The sequence below is a fragment of the Kitasatospora sp. NPDC097691 genome (assembly GCF_040302665.1).
Lineage (GTDB): Bacteria > Actinomycetota > Actinomycetes > Streptomycetales > Streptomycetaceae > Kitasatospora.
The window spans coordinates 105,484-130,833 of the sequence record NZ_JBEORY010000001.1 but is presented as its reverse complement, the minus strand read 5'-3'; the positions used below and the strand labels follow the sequence as shown (position 1 = coordinate 130,833).

General features: G+C 74.5%; 18 protein-coding genes. 12 read left to right on the top strand and 6 right to left on the bottom strand.

Annotated elements, in window-relative coordinates:
• Both ABTY56_RS00530 and ABTY56_RS00525 read right to left on the bottom strand, forming a co-directional pair.
• Positions 1 to 2,646 (bottom strand): condensation domain-containing protein, encoded by a 2,646-nt coding sequence (locus ABTY56_RS00530; protein ID WP_350624923.1) that lies wholly within the window; start codon positions 2,644 to 2,646, stop codon positions 1 to 3.
• Entirely contained in the window at positions 2,636 to 4,417 is a 1,782-nt protein-coding gene (locus ABTY56_RS00525; RefSeq protein WP_350624921.1) for a carbamoyltransferase family protein, read from the bottom strand. Before ABTY56_RS00525 ends, ABTY56_RS00530 begins: the two co-directional genes overlap by 11 nt.
• 257 nt (positions 4,418 to 4,674) lie before the next feature.
• Here ABTY56_RS00525 and asnB point away from each other — a divergent pair, with 257 nt between their 5' ends.
• Genes asnB through ABTY56_RS00475 form a run of 10 tightly spaced genes read left to right on the top strand, consistent with a single transcriptional unit; the run spans position 4,675 to position 21,479 of the window.
• On the top strand, positions 4,675 to 6,567 hold the full coding sequence (gene asnB, locus ABTY56_RS00520) for an asparagine synthase (glutamine-hydrolyzing) (protein ID WP_350624919.1): 1,893 nt from the start codon (positions 4,675 to 4,677) through the stop codon (positions 6,565 to 6,567).
• A complete protein-coding gene (locus ABTY56_RS00515) occupies positions 6,564 to 7,385 on the top strand; it encodes an aspartate/glutamate racemase family protein (protein ID WP_350624917.1) in 822 nt (273 codons plus the stop codon). The genes asnB and ABTY56_RS00515 overlap by 4 nt, the downstream gene beginning before the upstream one ends.
• Positions 7,382 to 9,136 (top strand): non-ribosomal peptide synthetase, encoded by a 1,755-nt coding sequence (locus ABTY56_RS00510; RefSeq protein ID WP_350624915.1) that lies wholly within the window; start codon positions 7,382 to 7,384, stop codon positions 9,134 to 9,136. The genes ABTY56_RS00515 and ABTY56_RS00510 overlap by 4 nt, the downstream gene beginning before the upstream one ends.
• Positions 9,133 to 11,835 carry a non-ribosomal peptide synthetase gene (locus tag ABTY56_RS00505; protein WP_350624913.1) on the top strand — a complete coding sequence of 901 codons (2,703 nt, stop codon included), beginning with the start codon at positions 9,133 to 9,135 and terminating at the stop codon, positions 11,833 to 11,835. The genes ABTY56_RS00510 and ABTY56_RS00505 overlap by 4 nt, the downstream gene beginning before the upstream one ends.
• A complete protein-coding gene (locus ABTY56_RS00500; protein ID WP_350624911.1) occupies positions 11,832 to 14,084 on the top strand; it encodes a non-ribosomal peptide synthetase in 2,253 nt (750 codons plus the stop codon). The genes ABTY56_RS00505 and ABTY56_RS00500 overlap by 4 nt, the downstream gene beginning before the upstream one ends.
• On the top strand, positions 14,081 to 15,046 hold the full coding sequence (locus ABTY56_RS00495; protein ID WP_350624909.1) for a TauD/TfdA family dioxygenase: 966 nt from the start codon (positions 14,081 to 14,083) through the stop codon (positions 15,044 to 15,046). The genes ABTY56_RS00500 and ABTY56_RS00495 overlap by 4 nt, the downstream gene beginning before the upstream one ends.
• Complete coding sequence (locus ABTY56_RS00490; RefSeq protein WP_350624907.1) at positions 15,043 to 16,653, top strand: condensation domain-containing protein; 1,611 nt, start codon at positions 15,043 to 15,045, stop codon at positions 16,651 to 16,653. Before ABTY56_RS00495 ends, ABTY56_RS00490 begins: the two co-directional genes overlap by 4 nt.
• Complete coding sequence (locus tag ABTY56_RS00485) at positions 16,644 to 18,263, top strand: argininosuccinate lyase (protein ID WP_350624905.1); 1,620 nt, start codon at positions 16,644 to 16,646, stop codon at positions 18,261 to 18,263. The genes ABTY56_RS00490 and ABTY56_RS00485 overlap by 10 nt, the downstream gene beginning before the upstream one ends.
• Complete coding sequence (locus ABTY56_RS00480; RefSeq protein ID WP_350624903.1) at positions 18,260 to 19,168, top strand: GHMP family kinase ATP-binding protein; 909 nt, start codon at positions 18,260 to 18,262, stop codon at positions 19,166 to 19,168. Before ABTY56_RS00485 ends, ABTY56_RS00480 begins: the two co-directional genes overlap by 4 nt.
• A 34-nt stretch (positions 19,169 to 19,202) precedes the next feature.
• On the top strand, positions 19,203 to 21,479 hold the full coding sequence (locus ABTY56_RS00475) for a pyridoxal-phosphate dependent enzyme (RefSeq protein ID WP_350624901.1): 2,277 nt from the start codon (positions 19,203 to 19,205) through the stop codon (positions 21,477 to 21,479).
• Positions 21,480 to 21,613: 134 nt separating this feature from the next.
• On the opposite strand, the gene ABTY56_RS00470 is transcribed toward ABTY56_RS00475, so the two are convergent.
• The 4 genes from ABTY56_RS00470 to ABTY56_RS00455 form a co-directional block, all read right to left on the bottom strand.
• A complete protein-coding gene (locus ABTY56_RS00470; protein ID WP_350624899.1) occupies positions 21,614 to 22,405 on the bottom strand; it encodes a thioesterase II family protein in 792 nt (263 codons plus the stop codon).
• Positions 22,405 to 23,049, bottom strand: coding sequence for a LuxR C-terminal-related transcriptional regulator (locus ABTY56_RS00465; RefSeq protein WP_350624897.1), 645 nt, complete (start codon positions 23,047 to 23,049; stop codon positions 22,405 to 22,407). The genes ABTY56_RS00470 and ABTY56_RS00465 overlap by 1 nt, the downstream gene beginning before the upstream one ends.
• 149 nt (positions 23,050 to 23,198) lie before the next feature.
• A complete protein-coding gene (locus ABTY56_RS00460; RefSeq protein ID WP_350624895.1) occupies positions 23,199 to 23,411 on the bottom strand; it encodes a response regulator transcription factor in 213 nt (70 codons plus the stop codon).
• A gap of 5 nt (positions 23,412 to 23,416) precedes the next feature.
• Complete coding sequence (locus ABTY56_RS00455; RefSeq protein ID WP_350624893.1) at positions 23,417 to 23,614, bottom strand: hypothetical protein; 198 nt, start codon at positions 23,612 to 23,614, stop codon at positions 23,417 to 23,419.
• Between the two features lie 160 nt (positions 23,615 to 23,774).
• Between ABTY56_RS00455 and ABTY56_RS00450 the strand changes: the two genes are divergently transcribed.
• Positions 23,775 to 24,779 carry a helix-turn-helix transcriptional regulator gene (locus tag ABTY56_RS00450; RefSeq protein WP_350624891.1) on the top strand — a complete coding sequence of 335 codons (1,005 nt, stop codon included), beginning with the start codon at positions 23,775 to 23,777 and terminating at the stop codon, positions 24,777 to 24,779.
• Between the two features lie 88 nt (positions 24,780 to 24,867).
• Positions 24,868 to 25,296, top strand: a complete 429-nt coding sequence (locus ABTY56_RS00445; RefSeq protein ID WP_350624889.1) for a hypothetical protein — start codon at positions 24,868 to 24,870, stop codon at positions 25,294 to 25,296.
• Positions 25,297 to 25,350 lie beyond the last annotated feature (54 nt).

Sequence of the window (25,350 nt, the reverse complement as noted above, 5' to 3'; positions counted from 1 at the left end):
TCAACTCCTTTCCTGATCGGCGGTCTGCCGTTGCCGGTGCTCGTCCGCCCGCGCCAGCCGGATGACCCGGACGGTCCGGTACAGGCCCGGGAGGTCGGGCTCGTGCGCTTCGATGTGCGCCGCCAGCGCGGCGACCGTCCCGTCGACCAGCAGGACGCGCAGCGGCACCGTGACGGACAGCTCGCGCCGCAGCCGCGCCACGATCCGCGTCGCGGTCAGCGAGTAGCCGCCGAGCGCGAAGAAGTCCTGGTCGGCGCCGACGGCGTCCACGCCGAGCTCGTCGGCCCAGATGTCGGCCAGGACGGTTTCGAGGGCCGCGCGCCGACCGGAGGCCGGGGTCGGATCGGTGGCCGTCCGCTCGTGGCGGGGGCCGGCGCCGGGGGCCACGGCGGCCCCGTCCGGCGCGGCCGGCTCCCCGGCGGGCAGCCACCCGTCCGCCCGCAGCTCCGGATCCCGCACCACGGCCGCGAGCAGCGACAGGTAGTGCTCGACGAACCGGGCGACGCGCGCGGCGTCGTAGCGGTCGGCCTGGTACTCGACGTTGCCGATGGTCCCCGAGCTGGTGGACTCCATCGTCACCATCAGCCCGAACTTCGCCGAGCGGACCCGGACGGGCACCTCCTCGGCCTCGGCCCCGGGGAGCGTGAGCCGCACCGGGTCGACGTTCAGCAGCTCGAAGATGACCGAGGTCAGCGGCGAGCCAGGGGCGCCGTGGGCCCGCCGCTCCCGCAGGGCGGTCTCCAGCGGGTAGTCCTGGTGCGCGTAGGCGTCGATGACGGTGGCCCGGGCGCGGTCCAGGAGCTCACGGAACGGGAGCCCGGCGGCCAGCCCGGTGCGCAGCTGCACGAGGTTGACGAACGAGCCGACCGTCGTTTCGAGTTGCGGGTGGTTGCGGCCGGCGACGGAGGTGCCGACGGTGAGGTCGTGCCCGCCCGAGTAGCGGTGGAGCAGCCCGAGGAACGCGGCGTAGAGCACCATGAACGGGGTCGTGCCGCTGCGCCGGCCGAGGGCCTCGACCTCGCCGAGCAGCCCGGCGGGTATCCCGAAGCGGTGGCAGCCGCTGCGCAGACCGGGGCCGGCGTCGGTGCGGTGCAGGGCCGTCAGGTCCACCTCGGGGGCGCCGACGACGCTCTCCCGCCAGTGGTCCTGCAGCGCGGGCAGCCGCTCGGCCAGCACGCCGCGGTGCCAGGCCGCGTAGTCCAGGTAGCCGGTGCGCGGCCTGTCGTCCGGCGCGGTCGCCCGGCCGGCGTACAGTGCGCCGAGCTCGTCGACGAGGCCGGCCAGCGACCACTGGTCGCAGACGATGTGGTGGACGACGAGGACGAAGGCCCAGTCGTCGTCGGCGAGGCGCACGAGCACCGCGCGCAGCGTGCTCTCCGCCAGGTCAAAGGGCGCGTTGACGGTGCGGTCGACCAGCGCGGCGAGGGCCGCCTCGTCGGGGCCGGGCAGCTCGACGGTCTCGAAGGGGGCCGCCGAGGCCGGGGCGAGGGTCTGGACGGGGCCGGCGTCCGACTCCGTGATCCGCAGCCGCAGCGCCTCGTGACGCCGCACCAGCGTGTCCAGGGCCCGCCGCAGCGCGTCCGGGTCCACCGTGCCGCGCAGCCGCCAGTACAGCGGGAAGTTGTACTGCGCCGCGCCCGGGTTGAGCTGCTCGGCGAGCCAGATCCCGGTCTGCGCGGAACTGAGCGGGTGGGCGCCGCCGGCCGGTGCCGTCGGGATCGGCCGCACCGTCGAGGGCGCGGCCCGGTCGATCCAGTCGGCGAGCGCGGACAGCGTCGGGTGGTGGAAGACGTCCTCCACGGTGATCTCGACGCCGAAGACGGTGCCCGCCCGCATGGCGACCCGGGCGGCCAGCAGGGAGTGCCCGCCCAGCGCGAAGAAGTCGGATCCGGCGTCGATCTCGGCGGGGGAGACGTCCAGCACCTCGGCCCAGATGTCCGTCAGGAGGCGCGCGGCGGTGCCCGGTTCGGGGGTGCCGGGCGCCGCCGGGGCGGCCTGCGCCGGCTCCGGGTCCGCCTCCTCGTCGATGTCGAGCACGGGCAGGTCCGGCGATTCCAGGAGCGCGGTCAGCACCTGCCGGACGTCCTCGCAGAAGGCCGTCACACTGGCGGGGTCGTAGAGGTCGCGGTCGAACTCGCAGCCGGCCTCCTTGCGGTCCGGGTCGAGGCCGAGGACCAGGTCCCGGTCGGCGAGCTGGGGTTCGATGCCCTGCCACTCCTCGGCCGGGCGCCCGAACAGCACCGCGACTCCGGAGCGCCCCACGGACCCCGACCCCGCTCCGGGGTCGGAGTCGAGTGCGGTTTCGAGCTCGGCGTCCAGCCGGCCGAGGGTCACCGTCGCGGCGGCCCGGCCGCCCGGATCGACCTCGACGTCGAGGAGTCGGGCCGGCCCGAGGACGGTGCCGACCGCGAGCGCGGTGCGGCCCCGGCGGTGGCGGGCGGCCAGCGCGGCGGCGACCGCGGCGACCGCCGCCGTCTGCGGCTCGACCCCGTACCGGGCGGAGACCTCGGTGAGGCACTCGGCGAAGGCGGCGCCGTCGACGCTCACCGTCGCGCGTCGGAACTGCGGCACCGGCGGGCGCGGCCGGTCGGGCGGCAGCGTCGCGTGGGCGGCCGGCTGCCCGGGCCGGAAGGGGCTAGCCGACATCGGCGATCGACTCCTCGGCGTCCTTGACGATGACGGTGCGGCCGAGGACGAGGGCGTCCAGCTTCGAGCGCAGGAAGGTGCGCAGCGCCTCCTGCGGGGTCGCGATGATCGGCTGGCCGCGCAGGTTGAAGGAGGTGTTCAGCACCACCGGCGTGCCGGTGCGCCGGCCGAAGGCGCCGATCAGCTCGAAGAACCGCGGGTTGCTCTCGGGGTGGAGCACCTGGACGCGGGCACTGCCGTCGACGTGGGTCACCGCGCCGAGGTTGTCCCGCTGTTCGGCGCGGGTCTGCGTGACGAACAGCATGTGGGCGTACCGGGATTCGGTGCCGGGGGCGATCTCGAAGTACGCGCCGGCGTCCTGGACGCGGACCACCGGTGCGAACGGCCGGAAGCTCTCGCGCTCCTTGACCACCTCGTTCAGGCGGTCGCGCATGGCTTCGGTCCGCGGGTCGGCGATGATGCTGCGGTTGCCGAGCGCACGGGGGCCGAACTCCATCCGGCCCTGGACCCACGCGGTGATGTTGCCGTCGGCCAGCAGCTCCGAGACGCGTTCGGCGAGGTCGGCGTCGGTGGCGTACTCCTCGACGGTGCAGCCCTCCGGCTCGCCGACCGCCGCCGCCAGCTCCTCGTCCGAGAACCCGGGACCCCAGTACGGCATGGACATCCGGCCGGCCCGGGAGGACGCGGCGGCGTCCGCGGCGAGCGCCGCACCGATCGCGGTGCCGTCGTCGCTGGAGGCCGGCTGGACGAAGATGTCGTCGAACAGACGGCTGCGCGACACCAGGCCGTTGAGCGTGCAGTTCAGCGCGACACCGCCGGCCAGGCAGAGCCGGCTCAGGCCGGTGCGCTCGCGGGCCGCGCGCAGGACGTGCAGCATCGCCTGCTCGGTGATCGCCTGCAGGCCCGCGGCGATGTCGGCGTGCTCCTGGGTCGAGGGCTCCCCCGGGAGGCGGGCGGGGCCGAGCACGGCCGCCAGCTCGCGCAGGACGCCCTCGTGGGTCTCGTGCTCGAAGGCCGTGCGGTCCCGAGCGAGCACGGGGACGGTGTACGTGCCGTCCTCCCGCAGCCGCACCATGGCGGCGAAGCGGTCGTAGTAGCGCTGCGGGTCGCCGTACGGCGCCAGGCCCATCACCTTGTACTCGTCCATGAAGGGGACGAAGCCGAGGTGGTGGGTGACCAGGCTGTAGAGGATCCCGACCGAGTGCATGGCCGGGATGGTGCTCAGCACCTCGATCGACTCGCCCCTGCCGACCGCGACGGTGAGGCTCTCCGACTCGCCCATCCCGTCGCTCACCACGATCAGCGAGTCCTCGAACCCGCTGGGGTAGAAGGTGCTGGCGGCGTGGGCCAGGTGGTGCGGGACGGGCCGGAAGCGGTCGCCCCAGGGCCGGCCGGGCAGGAACTTCCCGGCCAGCGCGAGCTGCGACTCCGTCGAGTACACCTCGCGGAACCTGGCCGAGGAATGGGGGCTGCCGAAGCTGCCGGCCGGCTCCCCGTAGGCGAAGCCGTGCGCCAGGACGTCGATGTCGTCGGGCCGCAGACCGGCCTGCGCCAGGCAGAAATCGATCGCGTTGACGGGGAACGACCCGGTGGTCTTCTCCCCGGTGAACCGCTCCTCCGCGGCGGCGGCCACCACCTCGCCGTCGATCACCAGGGCCGCCGCCGAGTCGTAGCCCTGCGCGAACCTGTGCAGCCGGGGATCGAGCCCGGGGAAAGCCTCCCGCTTGAATTCCAGTCCGCCGTTGAGCCCGCTGTAACCGAGGACGCGCATGGTCTCCAACCTCACCGTCGATGCCGCGCGAAATTGTTCGGCTCTCACGCTAGGCCGGGAGATCCCCGCACGTCGCCGCCCGTAGGTCGGGACCTGACCTGTACTTCGGAACGGCCGGGATTCCGGTCCAAAGGACGAGCGGTGAAACGTTGACCCGTGCCCGACGCCCCTCCTAATGTGACCGGCGGACATATCGAAGGAGCAGCGGATTCCGTCAGGATTCGCGTGAGCGACCGGGTGATAGGAGCCTGAGCTCGATGTGCGGAATAGCCGGGGTTTACGGACTCGACGACCCGGCCGGCCTGGACCCCGACGTCCTGACGGCCATGACCGACGCGCTGGTGCACCGGGGCCCAGACGCGCACACCACCTGCAAGACCGGCGCGTTCACCGCCGGATTCCGCCGCCTCTCGCTGGTCGACCTGGCCGGCGGCGGGCAGCCCCACGCCACCCCGGATTCCTCGGTCGTCTCGGTGTGCAACGGCGAGATATTCAACCACCGGAGCCTGCGGGAAGAACTCCGGAGAAAAGGCCACCGATTCCGTTCCGGATCGGACACGGAAGTGCTCGTCCACCTCTACGAGGAATACGGCACCGAACTCGTGGAACACCTCGACGGGCAGTTCGCCTTCGCCCTCCACGACCGGCGCGAAGGCCGCCTGGTGCTCGCCCGCGATCATTGCGGAGTTCTTCCGCTGTTCTACACGGAGGTGGCCGGCGGGATCGTCTTCGCCTCCGAGATCAAGAGCATTCTCCGGCACCCGCTGGTGGAACGCCGGGTCGACCTGCGCGGGCTCGACCAGGTGCTCTCGCTGCCCGGACTGGTGAGCCCCCGGACGATGTTCGAGGGCATCCGCTCGCTGCGCCCCGGCGAGCGGCTCGTCGCCGACCGGTCGGGGTACCGCACCGAGCGCTACTGGGACCTCGACTACCCGCTCTGGGACGACGAGGCGCGCCACCGGGACACCGCCGCGCTCGCCGATCCGCGCGTGCTCGACGGCCATGCCGACCGGACCAGGGACCTGCTCGAAGCCGCCGTCCGCTCCCGGTCGGTCGCGGACGTGCCCGTCGGCATGTACCTCAGCGGCGGCCTGGACTCCAGCCTGATCGGCGGGCTCATGGCCGCCGAGCGCCCCGACCACCCGTGGCCCAGCTACGCGGTGACCTTCCCCGGCAGCAGCATCGACGAGGCCCGCTACCAGCGGCTGGTGGCCGGCAAGATCGGCACCCGGCACCACGAGGTGCCGGTGGACGCCGCGGACACCGCCGGCCTGCTCACCGGCATGGTCCGGCACGCCGAGACCCCGGTGAAGGAGTCCTACAACGTCTGCTCGATGCTGCTGGCCCGCAAGGTCCGCGCCACCGGCACGGTCGCGGTGCTCAGCGGCGAGGGCGCCGACGAGCTGTTCGGCGGCTACCCGGGCTACCTGTTCGACACCGGCGGCCCGGACCGCGGGCCCGGGGACCTCCTGGAGGCGCAGCTCGAACGCGAGGCCGCCCACCGGATGTGGGGCCTGGACCTGCGGTACGAGACCGACCAGCTCCCCGCCCACGACCTGCGCCGCCAGCTCTACAGCGGGCCGCTGGCCGAGGAGTTCGACGGCTTCTCGGTGACCGCCCAACGCCTCGTCGACCCGCAGCGCCTGATCGGGCGCCACCCGCTGCACCAGCGCTCCTACCTCGACTTCCACCTGCGCCTCGCCGACCACCTGCTCGGCGACCACGGAGACCGGATGGCCATGGCCAGCTCCGTCGAGATGCGCTTCCCGTTCCTGGCCAGGGACGTCGTGCGGCACGCGACCGCGATCCCGCCGTCCCTGATGACGGCCGGCGGCCGGGAGAAGGCCGTGCTGCGCCGCGCGGCCGAGGGCCTCGTCCCGCACGAGGTCCTGAACCGCCGCAAGTTCGGCTTCCGCAGCCAGACCAGCACCGAGCTGCTGCTGGCCGGCGACGAGTGGTTCAACGACCTGCTCTCACCCGCGACCGTGCGCCGGCAGGGCTACTTCGACCCGGCCGTCGTCGCCGAGCTGATCCGACGGCAGACGTCGGGGGCCCGCACCGTGCACCCGCACCTGGACACGGACTACCTGCTCGTCATCGCGACCTTCGCGATCTTCCTGGAGGAGTTCGACCTGCCGTGCCTGGGATGATCCGAGAACGTGCCGCCGCGCCCCCGACGGCCGCCGGGCATCCGACGGCCGCTGCGCCCCCGGCGGGCGCCGGGCGGCCGCTCCCGGGCGACGCCCCCGCGCACGCCGGGGAACCCGGCACCCGCCGGCCGCTGATCGGCGTGATCGGCGGCATGGGCCCGCTGGCCTCCACCGAGCTGCTCAACACGGTGTACGGACTCGAACCACCCGAGCACGAGCAGCTCGCCGCCCGGATCCTGCTGTGGTCCGACCCGGCCGTGGCCGACCGGACCACGGCCATCCGGTCCGGGACGGTCGACCTCGTCCGCGCCGCCCTGGAGCACTCGGTCGACCGCCTGCTCACCGCCGGCGCCGACCGCGTCGTGGTGGCCTGCATCACCGCGCACCCCGCGCTCCGGCAGCTGCCGGAGCGGTTGCGCTCCCGCTGCGTCTCCCTGGTCGACCTGGTCTTCGAGCAGCTCGCCGAACGCCCCGGCCGGCACCTGCTGCTGTGCACCCGGGGCAGCGTCCTCGCCGGGGTCTTCACCGACCACGAGCGCTGGCCCGAGTTCGCGCACCGCCTGGTCCTGCCCGACGAGGAGGACCAGGAGCGGCTGCACCACCACATCTACCGGCTCAAGCGCGGCGGCGACCGGCTCCCGACGGTCGACTTCGTCCGCGCACTGCTGCCGAAGTACCGGGCCGCCGCGTTCGTCGCCGGCTGCACCGAACTGCACCTGGTGACCCGGGCGATCGAGGCCCGCGGGCTGACCCGGCGCCTGCCCAGCATCGACCCGATGACCGTCATCGCACAGCGAATCAGGGATGGAGCACTATGACAACGCCGACGGTTCTGCGGCGATGGGCGGACAGCCTGGCCCGCAACAGCTCCCACTGTGCCGTCAAGTCCGGTACCAGAGAAGTGACGTACCAGGAGCTCGCGGGCCGGGTGGCCGGCTACCAGGCGGCGTTCGAGCGGATCGTCGGGCCCGCCGACCCGGTCCTGCTCTCCTGCGCGGACCCGGTCGAGGTGATCGCCGCCGTCCTCGGCTGCACGGCCGCCGGCCGCACCTTCGCACCGGTCGACCCCAGGCTGCCCGCCGCCGTGCTGGACGGGGTGCTCGCCGCCCTCCGGCCGGGCGCGGTCGTCGCCGACGCCGCGGGCCGCGCGGCACTCGCGGAGCACGCGGCGCTCGCGGGGCGCGAACTGCCCGGCGGTGCCGGGCTCGTCCGCCCCGAGACGCTGGAGCCCCGCGAGTGGTCCGCCGAAGCCTGGCAGCAGGCCGACCCGGAGGACCGCGGATACGTCTACTTCACCTCGGGGACGACCGGGCGCCCGAAGGGCATCCGCGGCAGCCTCCGGGCCGTCCGGCACTTCGTCGACTGGGAGATCGCCGAGTTCGGGATCGGCGAGGGCACCCGGGTCTCCCAGCTGACCTCCCCGGGCTTCGACGCGTTCCTGCGCGACGCCTTCACCCCGCTGTGCGCGGGCGGCACCGTCTGCGTGAACCCGGCCGCCGAGACGCCGGTCGGCGACGGCCTCGCCCGCTGGCTCACCGAGAACGAGGTCGAGGTCCTGCACTGCGTGCCGACCCTCTTCCGCACGCTGCGCTCCGCCACCCTGACCCCCGACTCCCTCCCGGCCCTGCGTGCCGTGCTGCTCGCGGGCGAGCAGCTCCACCCCTCGGACGTCGCGTGGTGGCGCGGCCTGTTCGGCGGCGGCAAGGAGCTGGTCAACCTGTACGGGCCGTCCGAGACGACCATGACGAAGCTCTTCCACCGGACGACCGAGGAGGACGCCGGCGCCCGGCTGGTGCCGGCCGGCCGGCCGCTGCCGGGCGTGGCGGCCCGGGTGCTGACCGGGCCCGGCGATCCGCCGGACGCGCTCGGCGAGGTGGAGCTGGAGGTCCCGTACCCGCTCCTCGGCTACCTCGGCGAGGAGGAGTGGCGCGGCACGGACACCACCTACCGCACCGGCGACCTCGGCAGGTTCCGGCCGGACGGGGCGCTGGAGCTGTACGGCCGACGCGACCAGCAGGTCAAGGTGCACGGCGTGCGCATCGACCTCGGCGAGGTCGAGAACGCCCTGCGCGGCCACCCCGGGGTGCAGGACGCCTGCGCGGCGGCGGTCACGGAGGACGTGTCGACCGCCCTGGTCGCCTACGTGGTGGCCCCGGACGTCCCCGACGCCGAGCTGCGCGCGCACGCCGCGCAGCGGCTCGCCCCCGGCCTGGTCCCCTCGATCTTCGTCCGCATGGCGGCGATCCCCCGGACGCTCAACGGCAAGGTGGAGCGCCGCTCCCTGCCGCGGGTCCCGCTGCAGCGGACGGCCGAGGCGACGGAACCGCCGCAGGGGCCCGAGGAGACCCGGATCGCCGCGATCTGGAGCGAGATCCTCGGCCTGGCGGGCGTCAACCGCGACGACGACTTCACCCTGCTCGGAGGCGACTCCCTGGCGATCGCGCGGCTGATGGACCGGGTCCGCTACGAGTACCAGGTGGACCTCCCGCTGCGCGCGTTCCTCCTGGACCCCACCGTCGCCGGGCTCGCCGCGGCCGTGGCGGACCGCATGGCGCGGAGCGCGTCGTGAGCGCTCCCGCGGCGGCCCCGCCCGCGAACGCCGTGCTCCGCGCCCGCCTGACGGGGGAACTGGACGTCACGGCGCTGTCGGCCGCCGTCGACGACGTCGTGGCCGCGCGTCCGGAACTCGCCGCGGCCGGGGACCGGCCGGGCCGGGTCCGCCTGAGGGTCATCGACCTCTCGCGGTCCGCCGCCGAGCAGCAGCGACGCGTCCTCGCCGAGCTGGCGGCCGACGAGGCCGCCCGGCCGGTCGGGGCCGCCGGCCGGCCCCGGCTGCGGGCCTGCCTCGCCGGCCTGGGCGCCGGGGCGTACGAACTCCTGCTCGCGGTGGACCGGGAGCGGGCCGACGCGTGGTCGGTCGCCGGGCTGACCCGGGACCTCGGCGCCGCCTACCGCGCGCGGATCCCGGACGCACCGGCGCCGCCGCCCACGACCGGACCCCGGCCGGGCGCCTGGCTGCCGGGGGAGCGGGCGTCCCGCACGCTGCCCGGGGAGCCCGGGGAGCCCGGGGAGCCTGGGAAGTCCGGGGAGCCGGGGGAGCCCGGAGGCGCCGCGGCCGAGCGGGTGCTGGCGGCCTTCGCCGCAGTGCTCGGCAGGTACGCCGGGACGGACGAGGCCGTGCTGACGGTACTGACCGGCCCGGGCGAGGGTGAGGGTGAGGGTGAGGCCGTGGTGACCGGTCCGAGCGGCCCGGTGGCCCGGGTGGTCCGGCTGGACCTCTCCGGCGACCTGACGTTCGCCCGACTGGGCACAGCGGTGCGGACGGCACCGCAGGCAGGCGCGGACGGACCGGCCTTCCCGATCCGGGCCGTGTTCGCGGGCCACGACCTCCCGGCCGCGGCCCTGGACCTGCCGGGCGTCGCCGCCGAGGTGACCGTCGACGCCCCGCCCGACCCGGAGGGCCGGCTGACCCTGGCCGTGACCGGGCCGGACGAGTTCACCGTCACCCTCACCGGCACGCTGCCGGGCCGGGTGACGGCCGAGGGCTTCGCGGACCACCTCGTCCGGACGCTGCGGTTCGGGCTCGACACCCCCGACCGGCCGCTGGCCGAACTCGACCTCTCCGACCGCCCCGCGCCGTACCCGGCGCCCGCCCCCGCCACCATCCGGCCGTACCGCGACTACCTGACCTTCCTGGACGAGGAGTTCGCGGCGCGGGTGCGGGAGGCCCCCGAGGCGGTCGCGGTGTGCTTCGACGGGGGCACGCTCGACTACCGCGGGCTCGACCGGTGGAGCTGCCGGATCGCCCACGCCCTGGCCGGTCGCGGCGCGGGGCCCGGGCAGGTGGTGGCGCTGCTGCCGGGCGGCGGCCCGGGGCAGATCGCGGCCGTCCTCGGCGCGATGCGCACCGGCGCGACCTTCACCTGCCTGAACCCCGCCGACCCGGACGCCCGCCTGCGCGACATCCTGTCCGGCACCGGGGCGTTCTGCGTGCTGGCCGACGAGGCCGCCGCCGCGGCGCACCCCGCGCTGCTCGGACCGGACGGGCGGTTCGCGGGCCTGCCGGTGCTCCCGCTGGAGCCCGACCCGGCGGACGATCCGGGGGACGACCCGGGGGGAGACCCGCCGGGGGAGCACGCCTGCTTCCCGACCCCGCCGGTCGCCGACCACCCGCTGTGCATCGTGCACACCTCGGGGAGCACTGGGACGCCCAAGGGGATCGCGCTGTCGCGGGCCGCGTTCGCGCAGTTCGCCGAGTGGCAGCGGGAGCGGTTCGGGATCGGTCCGCGGAGCCGGGTCGCGCAGTGGGCGCCGCTCACCTACGACGCCGCGTACACCGAGGTCTTCGCGGCGCTCACCGCCGGCGCCGCGCTCTGCCTGCCGCCCGCCGCGGCCCGGCGCGATCCGGTCGCGGTGGTGCGCTGGCTGAGGCGGGAGCGGATCGGGCAGATCCAGACCGTGCCGTCGTTCTTCCGGCTGCTCACCGAGGCGCTGGACGCCCAGGGCGGCGAACTGCCGGACCTGCGGCACGTCCTGATCGCCGGTGAGGTGTTCCCGGTGGACCTGGCCGAGGCCTGGGCGCACCGCTCGGTGCGGCCGGGGCTGCACAACCTGTACGGGCCCACCGAGTGCATCCTCGCCACCCACCACGAACTGCCCCCGGGCGGGGCCTTCCCGGCGGGCGTGCCGATCGGCGCGCCGATCCCGGGTCGGGAGGTGCTCGTCCTCGACGGCCTCGGCCGGGCGTGCCCGGTCGGGGTGCCCGGCGAGATCCACCTGCGCAGCGGGTTCCTGGCGGGCTCCTACCACCGCCGGCCCGCCGAGACGGCCTCGGCGTACCTGCCCGATCCCTGGCGGCCCGGCCGGACGCTGTACCGCACCGGCGACCGCGGGTACTGGCGGGCCGACGGCGCCCTGGCGTTCACCGGCCGGACCGGCAACCAGGTGAAGATCCGCGGGAACCGGGTCGAACTGGACGAGGTCGAGGCGGTGCTGGAGCAGCAGGCCGGGGTGCGGGAGGCCGCCGCGGCGGTCCGTACCACCGCGACCGGCGACCCCTGCCTGGTGGGCTACGTGGTGGCCGACCCCGGTGTCTCCGGGGAGGCGCTGCGGCGGCTCGTCGCGGCCCGGCTGCCCGCCCCCGCGGTGCCCGACCTGATCGCGGTGCTGGCCGATCTGCCACGCACCGCCACCAACAAACGTGATCGTGCGCGGCTGCCCTGGCCCCTGCCGGCACGACCGAGCGACCTGGAAGGTGACCAACCATGAGGAACGCCGAAGCGGCGATCGCGGCCCTGGCGGCCGAGACCGGGGTCGGCCCGGACACCGTGCGGCTGGCCGCGTCGTTCAAGGTGGCGGCGGTGCTCACCGGCTCCGACGCGCTCACCGGCTCCGATGCGCCCGCCGGCTCCGACGCGGTCGGCGACGGCGGCCGGAGCTGGCGCGAGCTGATCGCCCGGGTGGCCACCCCGGAGGGGAGGGCCGAGGCCGAGCGGGTCCGGCAGGAGGCCGCAGCCCAGGGGCACGTCGGCCCCGACCGGGCCGAGCTCTACGTCCGGACGGTCCTGGAGCGGATGACCGGCTCCCCGGACGAGGCGCACGACGAGCACGGCCTGGTCACCGGGGAGGAGCTCGCGGCCACGCTCGCGGCCTCCGCCGGTCCGGTCCGGGCGCTGCCGGACCGCCGGTTCCACGAGCTGTTCGAGGAGCGGGTGCGCCTGCACCCCGACGCCGTCGCCGCGGTGCAGGCCGGGCGGAGCTGGACGTACGCGGAGCTGAACCGCCGCGCCAACCGGATCGCCCGGTCGCTGCGGGAGCAGGGGCTGGCCGACGAGGACGTGGTGGCCGTGGTGGCCGAGCGCTCGCTGGAGTGGATGGCCGCGGTGATCGCGGTCTTCAAGGCGGGCGGCTGCTACCTCCCGCTGGACCCGGCCTTCCCGGCCGAGCGGATCTCCGTCGTGCTGGAGCGCAGCGGCTGTCGCCGGGTCCTGGCGGACCCGGGACTGGCCCAACTCGACGAGGCGGTGCGCGGGCGCGGCGACGTGACCGTCTCGGTGCTGACCGAGGTGTCGGCGGAGGTGCCGGCCGAGGTGTCGGCGGAGGTGCGGGGAGAGGCGGCGGCCGCGCCCGGCTTCGACGAGGACCTCGGACTGGCCGTCCGCGCCGACCAGTTGGCGTACATCTACTTCACCTCGGGCTCGACCGGTGAGCCCAAGGGCGCGATGTGCGAGCACGCCGGCTTCCTCAACCACCTCTACGCCAAGATCGAGGACCTGGGCGTCCGCGAGGGCGACGTCATCGCCCAGACCGCCCCGCAGTGCTTCGACATCTCGCTGTGGCAGCTGATCTGCGCGCTGCTGGTCGGCGGCCGGACGGAGATCATCGGACAGGACACCGTCACCGACGTCCGCCGGTTCGTGGACACCGTCACCCGGGCGGGCGTCCAGGTGGCCCAACTGGTGCCCTCCTACCTGGACCTGGTGCTGGAGACCCTCCAGGACGACAGCCTCGGCCTGCCGTCCCTGCGCGTCCTCGCGGTGACCGGCGAGGCGCTCAAGGCCGAGCTGGTGCACCGCTGGTTCGCCGCGTTCCCCGGCATCCCGCTCGTCAACTGCTACGGCACGACCGAGGTTTCGGACGACACCAACCACGGCGTGCTGCACCGCCCGCCGACCGGCCGGTCCGTCCCGCTCGGCCCGCCGACCCGCAACGTCCGGGTGTACGTGGTGGACGAACGGCTGCGGATGGTCCCCGACGGCGCGCCGGGAGAGATCGTCTTCGCCGGGGTGTGCGTCGGGCGGGGGTACGTCAACGACGCCGCCCGGACGGACGCCGCGTACCGGGCGGACCCGTACCGGTCGGGCGAACGGCTCTACCGATCCGGCGACTTCGGCCGCCGGCTGCCCTCCGGCGAGTTCGAGTACCTCGGCCGCCGCGACTCGCAGGTGAAGGTGAGCGGGTTCCGGATCGAGATCGGTGAGATCGAGAACCGCCTGCTGCAGGTCCCCGGCGTCCGGGACGGCGCCGTGGTCATCGCGGGTTCGGCCGAGGACCCGCAGCTGGTCGGCTTCTACAGCGGCGCAGCCGCCCCGGAGCCCGAGGCCGTGGACCGGGCCCTGGCCGCCGTCCTGCCGCACTACATGGTGCCGGGCCGGCTGCACCGCCTCGCCCGGCTGCCGCTGTCCGCGAACGGCAAGATCGACAAGAAGGCGCTGACAGCCGAGGCCCGGGAACAGGGCCGGCCGGCCGCCGACGGCGACGTGGCGCGCCCGGAGACCGACACCGAGCGGCGGGTCGCCCGGCTGTGGGCCGAACTGCTCGACGTCCCGCTCGACCAGGTCGGCCGCGGCTCCCGGTTCGTCGAGCTCGGCGGCACCTCGCTGGCCGCGATCCGGCTGGCGATCGCCCTGGACCGCGCGGTGACGGTCGGCGAGCTGAAGGCCACCCCGACCGTCGCCGAGGTGGCCGGACTCCTCGACCGCAAGGCGGCCGACCGGGGCACGGAGGCGCGGCGATGACCCCCGCCACCCGCACCGCACCGGGCCTGCGCGTGCTGGCGGCCGACCCCGGCCCGCAGTGGGCCGCCGAGCACCGCGAGGAGGTCCTCGCCGAGGTCGAGGCGTCCGGGGCCGTCCTGCTGCGCGGCCCGGGCGTCGCCTCCGCCGCCGACCTCGCGGCCGTCACCGCCGCGCTCGGTGTCGAGCCGATGGCCGAACGGGAGGGGTTCGCGCCCCGCGAACGCCACGGCGACACGGTCTACTCGGCCTCGCACTGGCCCGCGGACGCCCCGATGTGCATGCACCACGAGCAGAGCTACGCGGCCGAGGTCCCCGGACTGCTGGTGTTCGGGTGCCTGACCGCACCGGAGCGCGGCGGCCGGACCATGCTCGCCGACTCCCAGCACGTACTGCGCAGCCTCCCCCCGGACCTCGTCGAGCCGTTCCGCCGGCACGGCTGGCTGCTGCTGCGGACCTACCAGGACGTCGGCGTGCCCTGGACCGACGCCTTCGGCACCGACGACCGGGCCCTGGTCGACGCCTACTGCGCCGCCGAGGGCATCCGCCACGAGTGGTCCGCCGACGGCCGACTGCGCACCGCGCAGCGCAGGGCCGCCGTCGTCGCCCACCCCCGCACCGGCGTGCCCGGCTGGTTCAACCAGATCGCCTTCCTCAACGAACTGACCATGGACCCGGCGATCCGCGAGTACCTGCTCGACCAGTACGGGCCGGCCGGCCTGCCGTTCACCACGGCCCGCGGCGACACCACCCCGATCGACGCCGACACCGTCGAGACCGTCAACGCCGTCTACGACGCGGCCGCCTTCGGCGAGCCCTGGCAGGACGGCGACGTCCTGGTCGTCGACAACATCCGGATGGCCCACAGCCGGGAGCCGTACGAGGGCCCCCGGGAGGTCGCCGTCGTCCTCGGCAACCCCGTCCGCCTCACCGGTCACGTCCTGCCCGGCGGTGAGACCGGATGACCGCCGCCTCCTTCGCGCAGGAACGCGCCTGGCTGGCCAGCCGGTTCGCCGCCGGCACCGCGCTGTACCACGTCGCGGACCAGTGGCCGCTGCACGGGGACGTCTCCGAGGCGCAGATCCGGGCGGCACTGGCCGCCGTGGTGGAGCGGCACGAGGCGCTGCGCACCGGGTTCCGGGTCGTGGACGGCGCGCTGACCGCGGTCGTCCGCGACCGCGTCGACCTCGACCTGGAGGTCGTCGACCTGTCCGGGCGCACCGAGGAGGAGCAGCGCGACGACCGCGCGGCCCTCGCCGACCGGCTGAAGCACACCGCCTTCGACCTCTCCCGCGCGCCGCTGTGGCGCGCGGGCCTGGTCAGACTCGCCGCCGGGCGCTGGCGGTTGCTGTTCGTCGCGCACCACGCCGTCTGCGACGCCCCGTCACTCTTCAACCTCCACGCCGAGATCACCGAGTTCTGCGCGGCGTCCGAACAGGACCGGCCGCCGCGCGTCCCGCGACTCCCGCTCTCCTACGGCGACCACGCGCGGCAGCAGCGCGAGCGGCTCGGCGGCTCCGGGACCGCCGAACTGGCGGGCTACTGGCGGGCGCAGCTCGCCGGTCTGCCGGCCGCGCACGGCCTCCCGCTGGACCGGCCGCGGCCGGCCCGGCGGTCCTTCGCCGGCGCGGAGCTCCGGGCCGAGCTCCCGGCCGGCACCGCGTCGGCCCTCGGCGAGGCCGCCGACCGGTACGGGGTCACGCCGTTCGAGCTCCTGCTCGCCGGGTACGCGGCCCTGGTCCACCGGCGCTCCGGCCGGGACGACATCGTCCTCGGGGTGCCGCTCTCCGGCCGGGACCGCCCCGAACTGCTGCCCCTCGTCGGCACCTTCGTGAACATGGTGGTGCTCCGGGTGGACGCCTCGGGCGACCCCTCGTACACCGGGCTCGTCGAACGCGTCCGGGCGGTCTGGCGGGCGGCCCGCGACCACCAGGAGATGCCGTTCCAGAACGTCGTCGAGCAGCTCGCACCGCAGCGCGGCCCCGGCCTGCCCCCGCTCTACCAGCTGGCGTTCAACGTCACCGCGGCCGAGGGCTTCGGGCCCCCGTCCACCACGGCCGAGGACGACCTGCTGCTGGAGGTGTCCGGCACCACGGCCCGCCTGGAGTACAACACCGCCCTGTTCGGACGGGAGACCGCCGCAGGGCTGCTCGCCGACTACGCGGCGGTGCTCACGGCGGCCCTCGCCGACCCGGCGACACCGCTGTCCCGCCTCCCGGCCGGCCCCGGGCCGGAGGGGGGCGCCGGCCCGGCCCCACGGCCCGGGCACGTCCCGCCGCGCACCGCCGCCGAGGAACTGGTGGCCCGCGCCTGGGCCGATGTCCTCGGCGTCGACCGGGTGGGCGTCGACGACGACTTCTTCGCCGTCGGCGGCCACTCGCTGCAGGCGCTGCGCCTGCTCGCCCGGCTGTCGTCCGACCACTGCGTCGAGACCACCGCCGACGCCTTCTTCGCGAACCCGACCGTCGCCGGGCTGGCCGCCGGGCTGGAGCGGCACACCGCCGACCCGGGCCGACACACCGCGATGCGCCGGGAGGACCGGACCGACCCCGAAGGAGAGACATGGCAGTGACCGGCCGGATCGACGGCGTACCCAGCGAGGTCTGGGACGAGGAGGTGCTGGCCCCGCAGTTCGGCTACGAGGCCCAAGCCCTGCTGCCGCACTACGTCTCCATCGAGAAGGTGCTGCTGCTGGAGTACCGCAGGATGGGCCTGGTCGACCCGCAGGGCGCGGCCGCGATCGCCGGACGGCTCGACGAGCTGACCCCCGAGCTGATCCGGGCGGACCCGCGGGACAACATGTCGGACATCTTCTTCGCCATGGAACGTCACGTGGCCCGCGGCGGCACCGCCCCGTTCGCGGCCTGGCACGTGGACCGCAGCCGCAACGACTTCCAGGCCTGCGGCCAGCTGCTGTCCTGTCGCGAGAACGTCCGTGCCCTCGCCGGGGACCTCGTCGCCCTGGGACGCACGGCCGCGGCACGCGCCGCCGAGCTGCCGGACAGCCCGATGCCCGGTTACACCCACGCGCAGGCCGCGCAGACCATCACACCGGCCTTCTACCTCTCGGCGCTCTCCGAGGAGACCCTCCGCGCGGCCCGGCGCCTGCTGACCACCTACGACGAAATCGACCGCTCGCCCCTCGGCGCGGGCAGCATGGCCGGCCAGGAACTGCCCTGGGACCGCGACCGGATGGCCGGACTGCTGGGCTTCCGGGAGCCGCAGCCGCACGCCCTCGTCTCGGTGGCCTCCCGGTCCTGGGCCCTCGCGGTCGCGTCCGAGCTGTCGAACTTCGCCGTGCTGCTCAGCCGGTTCACCACCGACCTGATGACGTGGAGCGGCGCCGGGTTCGGCTTCGTGGACTTCCCCGACGCGCTGGCCGGGATCTCGGCCGCGATGCCGCAGAAGCGCAACTTCCCGGTCCTGGAACGGATCCGCGGCCGCTGCTCGCACGTCGTCGGCTGCGCGACCCAGCTCGCCTTCGCCCAGCACGGCACCCCGTACGCCAACAGCGTGGAGGTGTCCAAGGAGGCCGGGCGGCACCTCCCGGCCCAGTTCGCCGCGCTGCGCTCGGCCCTGAGGCTGGCCCACACCGCCCTCGCCACCGCCACCTTCCGGACCGACCGCATGCGCGAGGCCTGCGAGGGGGACTTCCTCGGCGCCTTCACCCTCGCGAACCTGCTGACGCTGGAGGCCGGCGTGCCGTGGCGGACGGCCCAGGTCATCGCCGGAGCCTATGTCAGGGCCGCCATCGCCAAGGGCCTGTCCGCGGCCACCCCCGACGGCCCGCTGCTCGCGGCGATCGCCGAGGAGCACGGCCGGCGGGTGCCCGAACCCGCCGGACTGCTGTCCGGCTCCCTCGACGCCGACAAGGCCGTCCGGGTCAAGCAGTCCGCGGGGTCGACGCACCCCGATGCGGTGCGTGCCCTGCTCGCCGCGCAGGACCGCGGATTCCGGGAGGTGTCCGAGCAGTGGCGGCTGCGCGGCGAGGCGGCGAGCGTCGCCGCCGCGCGCGTCGACGCCCTGCTGGTCGTCGAGGACACCGCCGAGGGCATCGGTGACGGTCCTGCCGACGGCATCGGTGAGGGCACTCCGGCGGGCACCGGCGACGGCATCGGTGCGGATCCTGCCGAGGGCACTGCGGCGGATCCTGCCGAGGGCACTGCGGCGGGCGCTCCGTGACCGGCCCCAGCCTCATCACCCGCCGCCCGGGCGCGGACCTGCGCAGCGGCCGGGCCGACGCCTCGGGCACGTTCGGCGAACTGCTCCAGGGACGGCTGCCCGACGGCACCGACTTCCTCGTCACCCTGCCGATCACGCTCCGCTCCCGGGCCTGGTTCCGCTTCGACCCGGCCGGTCCGCTGCGGGTCTTCCCCGCCCACAAGACGAAGTCCCTGCGGCTGGCCGAGGCCATGCTGACGGCGCACCAGCCCGGTGGCGGCGGGACCCTGATCCTGGACAGCGACCTGCTCATCGGCAAGGGACTGGCCAGCTCCTCGGCCGACCTGGTCGCCACCGCGCGCGCGGTCGGGGGCGCGCTGGGGCTGGACACGGGCCCGGCGGCGGTGGAGCACTGGCTGCGCCCGATCGAGCCGACCGACGGGGTCATGCACCCGGGCGTCGTCGTCTTCGAGCACCGCGAGGTACGGCTGCGCGAGGCCCTGGGCGGGCTGGCGCCGGCCACCGTGGTGGCGGTGGACGAGGGCGGCCACCTCGACACCGTCGCCTTCAACAAGCGTCCCAAGTGCTACTCGCCGGCCGACACCGCCGAGTTCACCGGTCTGCTGGACACCCTGACCGCGGCCGTGCGCGCCGGCGACCTCGCCACCGTGGGCCGCGTGACCACCCGCAGCGCCGTCCTCAACCAGCGGTTCGCGCCCAAGCGGCACCTGGACGCGATGCTGGCCGTCGCGGAGCGGACCGGGGCGCTCGGCGTGGTGTGCGCACACAGCGGCACCATGCTGGGCCTGCTGTTCGACGACGCGGACCCGGACCGCGCCCGCAAGGTGGCCGAGGCGCACGCGGCCTGCGAGGCCCTGGGCGACGACACGTTGCTGTTCCGGACCCTCACCCAGCCCGCCCGGTAGCGGCGGATCCCACACCTCCCAAGGACGTGCACACATGCGGCAGGAATCGGTCATCGACGGCATCGGCCACACCCCGGCGGTGCGGCTGCGGGTGGACGCCCCCGACGGCGTCGAGGTCTTCGCCAAACTGGAGATGCAGAACCTCTTCGCGATGAAGGACCGGGTGGCCCGGCAGGTGATCCTCGAAGCCCGGCGCACCGGCGCGCTCGCCGAGGGCGGCCCGATCGTGGAGAGCTCCTCGGGCACGATGGCGCTCGGGGTGGCCCTGGTCGGCACGTACCTCGGCCACCCCGTGCACATCGTCACCGACCCGCGCATCGACCCCATCACCCTGGCCAAGCTGCGCACCCTGGGCTGCGAGGTCCACGTCGTGGCGGCGATGACCGGGCAGGGGTGGCAGAGCGCCCGGCTGGAGCGCCTGGCCGAGCTGATGGCCTGCCTGCCCGGCGCGTTCTGGCCGCGCCAGTACAGCAACCCGCAGAACCCGGCCGCGTACCGCGGCCTCGCCGACGAACTGGTCGCCGACCTGGGGTCGGTGGACGTCCTGGTCGGGGCGGTGGGCAGCGGCGGCTCGCTCTGCGGGACGTCGAAGGCGCTGCTGGAACGCCTGCCCGACGTCTCGGTGGTGGGCGTGGACTGCGTGGGCAGCGTGCTCTTCGCCCAACCGGACCGCCCGACCCGCAAGCAGGGCGGGCTCGGCAACAGCCTCTTCCCGGAGAACATCGACTACCGGCTCTTCGACGAGGTGCACTGGCTGTCCGACGACGAGGCCTTCGACGCCACCCGCCGGCTCGCCCGGGAGCAGAAGATCTTCGGCGGGAACACCTCCGGGTCGGTCTACCGGGTCCTCACCCACCTCGCGGCCCGCGCCGAGCCCGGCACCCGGCTGGTCGGGATCATGCCGGACCGCGGGGACCGGTACGTGGACAGCGTCTACGCGGAGGGCGACGGCGCGGGCGAGGCGGGCGCCGCCGGCCGGGGCGCGCCGCGGGGCGTGGTCGCCGAGGCTCCGGAGGAGGTGGAGTACGGTGCCACGGTCTCCGGTTGGTCGTTCGCCCGGATACCCCGCCGGGACCGTCGGCTGCTGCTCTTCGTCGAGTCCAACACCACCGGCACCGGGATGATCGCGCTGCGCACCGCCGTCCGGCTGGCCCTGGAGCCGGTGCTGTTCACCAAGGACGCAGCGCGCTACCCGGAACTGCCCGACACCGGCTGCCGCGTCGTCGTCTGCGACACCGACGACGAGGCCGCGCTGGCCGAGGCCATCGCCCGGGTGAGCGCCGGGCGCCGGGTGGCGGGCGTCACGACGACCAGCGAGTTCTACCTGGAGCACACCGCACGGGCGGCCGCGGCCCTGGGCACACCCGGCAACCCGCCGGAGGCGATGACCCGCTGCCGCAACAAGGCGCTGACCCGTACCGCGCTGCACGAGGCCGGGGTGACCCAGCCCGGGTTCGCTGTCGTCACGGATCCGGACCCGGAGCGGATCGCGGCCGCCGTCGCCGCGGTGGGGCTGCCCTGCGTGGTCAAGCCGGTCGGGGAGTCCGGCTCGCAGTCCGTGCTGTGGTGCGAGGACGCCGCGACCGCCGCCGCGCACGCCGTGGAACTGCTCGCCGTCACCCACAACGTGCGCGGCCAGCGGACCCCGGGCGCGGTGCTGGTCGAACAGTACCTGGAGGGGCCCGAGTTCAGCGCGGAGATGTTCGGCGTGGACGGCGAGGCCCGGTGCGTCGGCGTCACCCAGCGCACCGTCAGCCCGCTGCCGCACTTCGTCGAGACCGGTCACCTCTTCCCCGCCGACATCGACGACGCGCTGGCCGAGCGGATCGCCGACACGGCCCGGCAGGCCCTGAAGGCCGTCGGCTTCGAGCGCGGCCCCGCGCACGTCGAGCTCAGGCTGACCGCCGACGGCCCGGCCGTCATCGAGATCAACGGACGGCTGGCCGGCGGCATGATCCCGGAGCTGATCCGCCCGGCCACCGGGATCGACCTGCTGGAGCAGCAGATCCGCGCCGCCGCCGGCCTGCCGCTGAACCTGTCGGCCGACCACGCACGCCGGGCCGGCCTGCGGTTCCTGACCGCGCCGCGGCCGGGCCGGCTGACCGGCGTGGACGGGGTCCGGCAGGCGGAGCGGGTGCCGGGCGTGGAGCGCGTCCTGGTGAGCGGGACACCGGGGCGCGAGGTCCGGCCGCCGCGGAGCGCCTACGACCGGCTGGGCCACGTCATCGCCGTCGGCTCGTCGCCGCAGGACGTCGGACGGGTGCTGGCCGAGGCGACCGGACTGATCGAGCTCGGCGTCGAGCAGGACTGACGGGCCCGGCAGGGTGTGACGGGCCGGGGACTTCTGCCGGGCCCGGCAGGCGTGACGGGCCCGGCAGGCGTGACGGGCCGGGGAGGGGTGACCAGCCCGGCAGGTGTGACGAGCCGAGCGAATTCGGCTGGTCGTCACACCTCGCTCGGGGCCCGTCGGTCGTCAGCGCGCTCGTGGAGGTCGGCGGCGATCCGGGCGAGCATGGCGTCCATCTCCTCCCGCAGGAAGAAGTGGTCCCCGGGATGGACCTGAAGGGCGAAGGACGCCGAGGTGTGGTCGGCCCAGCCCGCGGTCAGCTCCGCCCGGACGATCCGGTCGTCCCGGCCGGCGAACGCCGTGATGGGGCAGGAGACCTGGCTCCGCGCCTCCGCGTGCCACTGTTCGAGCAGGGTCAGGTCCGCCCGGAACACCGGCAGCATGAACTCCATCAGTTCCGCGTTGGCGAGGATCTCGGGAGGCGTGCCGCCCATCTCGGACAACTCCGCCATCAGCGCCTCGTCCGGCAGGTCGTGCAGCGGCTTCGGCTCGGGGGCCGAGGCCGGCAGCGCCCCGGACACGAAGAGCCGGGCCGGCGGTGTCGCCCCGGGCCGCCGCTCCAGCTCCTCGGCCACCGCGTACGCGATCTTCGCGCCCATGCTGTGCCCGAGGATCGCGAAGGGTCCGCTCTCCGGCCGGAGGACCTCCTCGCACAGCGCGTCGACCATGGCGGCCATGCCGCTCACCAGAGGATCGCGCAACCGGGTCCCGTGGCCCGGCAGTTCGACCGGGACGACCTCGACCGCGAGGTGCCGGGCCGCCTCCGCCCACGGGCGGTAGAAGTGCGCCGCCCCGCCGGCGAATGGGAGGCAGTAGACACGGGGCAGGCCCGTCGTCCCCTTGGTCCACGGCAGCCAACGGGCACTGTGGTCCTGGTTCTGTCGCAACATCAGATGACACCGTTCTGGTGGGCGAACACGGCGGCTTGCAGGCGGTCCCTGAGGCCGAGCTTCCTGAGCAGCTGGGAGACGTGGAACTTGACCGTCGACTGCACGATGCAGAGCCGCTTGGAGATCTCGGCGTTGGACATCCCGTTCGCCAGCAGCGCCAGGATCTCACGTTCGCGGAAGGTGAGGAGGTTGAGTCCGAGCGCCGGGAACAGCGCGGGCTGCTTGTCCCGGACCCAGCCCAGGAGCAGGGCCGCGATGTCGGGCGAGAGGAAGGAGTGGCCGGTGGCCATGGCTCTGATCGCCTGGGGGAAGTCCTCCACCAGGGTGTTCCGGGTGACGATCCCGGTCGCGCCCGCCAGGACGGACTCCAGGACGGCGTCGTCCTCGGCCGGTGCCATCAGCAGCGTGCGGGGGGCCTCCTGGCCCGGCCCCAGGAGTTCGCGGACGAGATCGATCCCCGTCATGTCCGCGAGCTCGAAATCGGCCACGACGACGGCGGGGTTCAGCTCGCGGGCCAGCGCGGTGGCGGTGCTCCCGTCCGCGGTCTCGCCGACCACCCGGATGTCCGGCTCGGCCACGAGGGCCGAGGAGAGTCCGCTGCGCATCAGCGGCTGGCCCGCACAAATCAGGATCGGTATTTCCATCGGTCTGTGACATCCCCCTTCTCCGGAGTGGTCCTCCCAGCACGCCCGGTACCCGCCGGTCCGGGCGTCGCCGCAGGGCGGGTCGCCGGCCGGCCGGACCTGTCCGACCCCCGTCGGGAGTGCTGAGCGGATTCGGACTGGATCAGCGATCAGCCCCTGTTGGGCCCGGCGGGCCCAACGGCGTCGAGCTTGAGGGCGATGGCCAGCAACTGGGTGCGGCTGCTGGCCCCGCTCTTGGCCCGCATGTTGCGGATGTGGGTCTCGACGGTGTGGTGGCTCAGGTGCAGCAGGTGGGCGATCACCCGGGAGGTGCGGCCCTGTGCGAGGTGAACGAGGATCTCCCTCTCCCGCGTTGTGAACAAAGGGCTCAGCCTCCCCAGGAGGTGTCGTTGCAGCGGGTACTGGCCGGGCAGGTGAAGGTGGCGGACGGGGCGGGCCCGGCGCGGTGGGCGGCTGCGGTGGCACCGTCGTGGTGGGTGTGCCCCGCGGCGGCCGAGGCGGTCGGCGACAGCCAGGCGGCGGCAGCGCCGAGCAGCGCCACGGTGGTGAGGATGGTGCGCTTCATGGGGATCTCCCGGGGGTCGTTTGCATTCGCCCCATTGGGTGAAGGGGCCATGGCTCCACTCTGGCGGGCATCGAAGATCGCCGACATGCTTGGAACCGTTCATCAACTTGCCTGGCAGCAAAGGGGTGTGGGGGTAAATATGGACAATTGCGATCGCGATGTGACAGAGCGTCGGACCCAAGCAGGCCCGGGGTGCGAATCCGACCTCTCCGTCTACGCATGGTTCGCGGAGAACCGGTACACCGGCGCCCACGATCCGGCGGTCGTGGCCCGGGCGACCGGACTGTCCCCGTCCGCCGTGACGGCGGCGGTCGAGCGGCTGCTCGACACGGGACTGCTGGCACCGGCCGGCGCCAGGCAGGAGGCGCTGCGGGTGGTGTCACCCGACTCGGCCTTCTTCCGGAGAGCCGCACCCGTCGAGGCGGAGATCCGCCGGCGCCAGGACGACATCGCCCGGATGCGCAGCCGGTTCGACGAGTTCGCCCCGCTGTTCCCGGACAGCCGGGAGTCCGGCGCGGGCATCGAGGTGATCCCCACCCTGGCGGAGGTGCGCTTCCTGCTCAACCGGCTGGGCGAGCAGTGCACCACCGAGGTGGTCTCCTGCCAGCCCGGCGGCGGCGCCCGGTTGCCTGAGGCGATGTCCGAAGCCCTGGTGCGCGACCGGGCGATGCTGGAGCGCGGCGTGCGCATCCGCACCCTCTACCACCACACCGCCCGCTTCAACGGCCCCAGCCAGGCCTATGTCGCCGCCGCCTCCGACCTGGGCGCCGAGTACCGCACCACGCACGAACTGGCCGGGCGGCTCATCATCATGGACCGCGAGACCGCCTTCCTCCCCGCCGCGGGCCCGGAGCTGGGAGCCGCGGTCATCCGCGACCCGTCGACCGTCGCCTACCTGTACGAGATGTTCGAGCTCACCTGGGGCCAGGCCACCCCGTTCCAGGAGTCGACCGGACGCGAGATGGAGGCCGTCGCCCGGGAACTGCACTCCACGATCCTGCGCCTGCTCGCCGACGGCTTGAAGGACGAGGCGATCGCCCGTCGGCTGGGCATGTCGCTGCGCACCGCGCGCCGTCACATCGCCGAGATCCTGGAGCAGCTGGGTGCCGACAGCCGCTTCCAGGCGGGCGTCGCCGCCAGTCGGGCGGGCCTCCTGGATACCTGAAAATCGTGATGCCGTCCGACACGCCGATGCACCATGCTTGACACTCCTACATCACTGTGGTGGACGGCACCGCCGAAGGAGACGACACGTGAACTGGGAACGTCTGAGCGAGCGCCCCGGGATGGATCCCTACCTCCAGGAGCTGGCGCTCTTCCTGGACGCCCACTTCGCCCGCACCTTCGGCCTGCTCTGGCCCGAGAACGACCCCGCCGTCCCCCGAGGCGCCGGCGGACCTCCGGACACGGCGCTGGCCGGGTACGTCGCGGCCGGCCTCACGAGCGTGCTGGGCTGGAAGGTCGAGCACGCCACCGGCGCCCGACCACCCTCCGGCCACGTCCTGGTGATCCAGTCCGCCGGATCGAGCCGCTGGACGCTGCGGTCGCTCGGCGACCCCCCCGCCGAGGTCCCCACCCTGAGCGGCGAGGCCCTGTACGTTCCGCCCGGCTACCGTTGCAGCGCCGTGCACAGCGACGACGCAAGGCACGTCTTCCTCGTCGTCACCGGGCCCGAGGAGTAGCCGCCGGCGCCCCTGCCCTCCAGCTCGGTGGCGAGGGTGCGGGTGCGCCGTCGG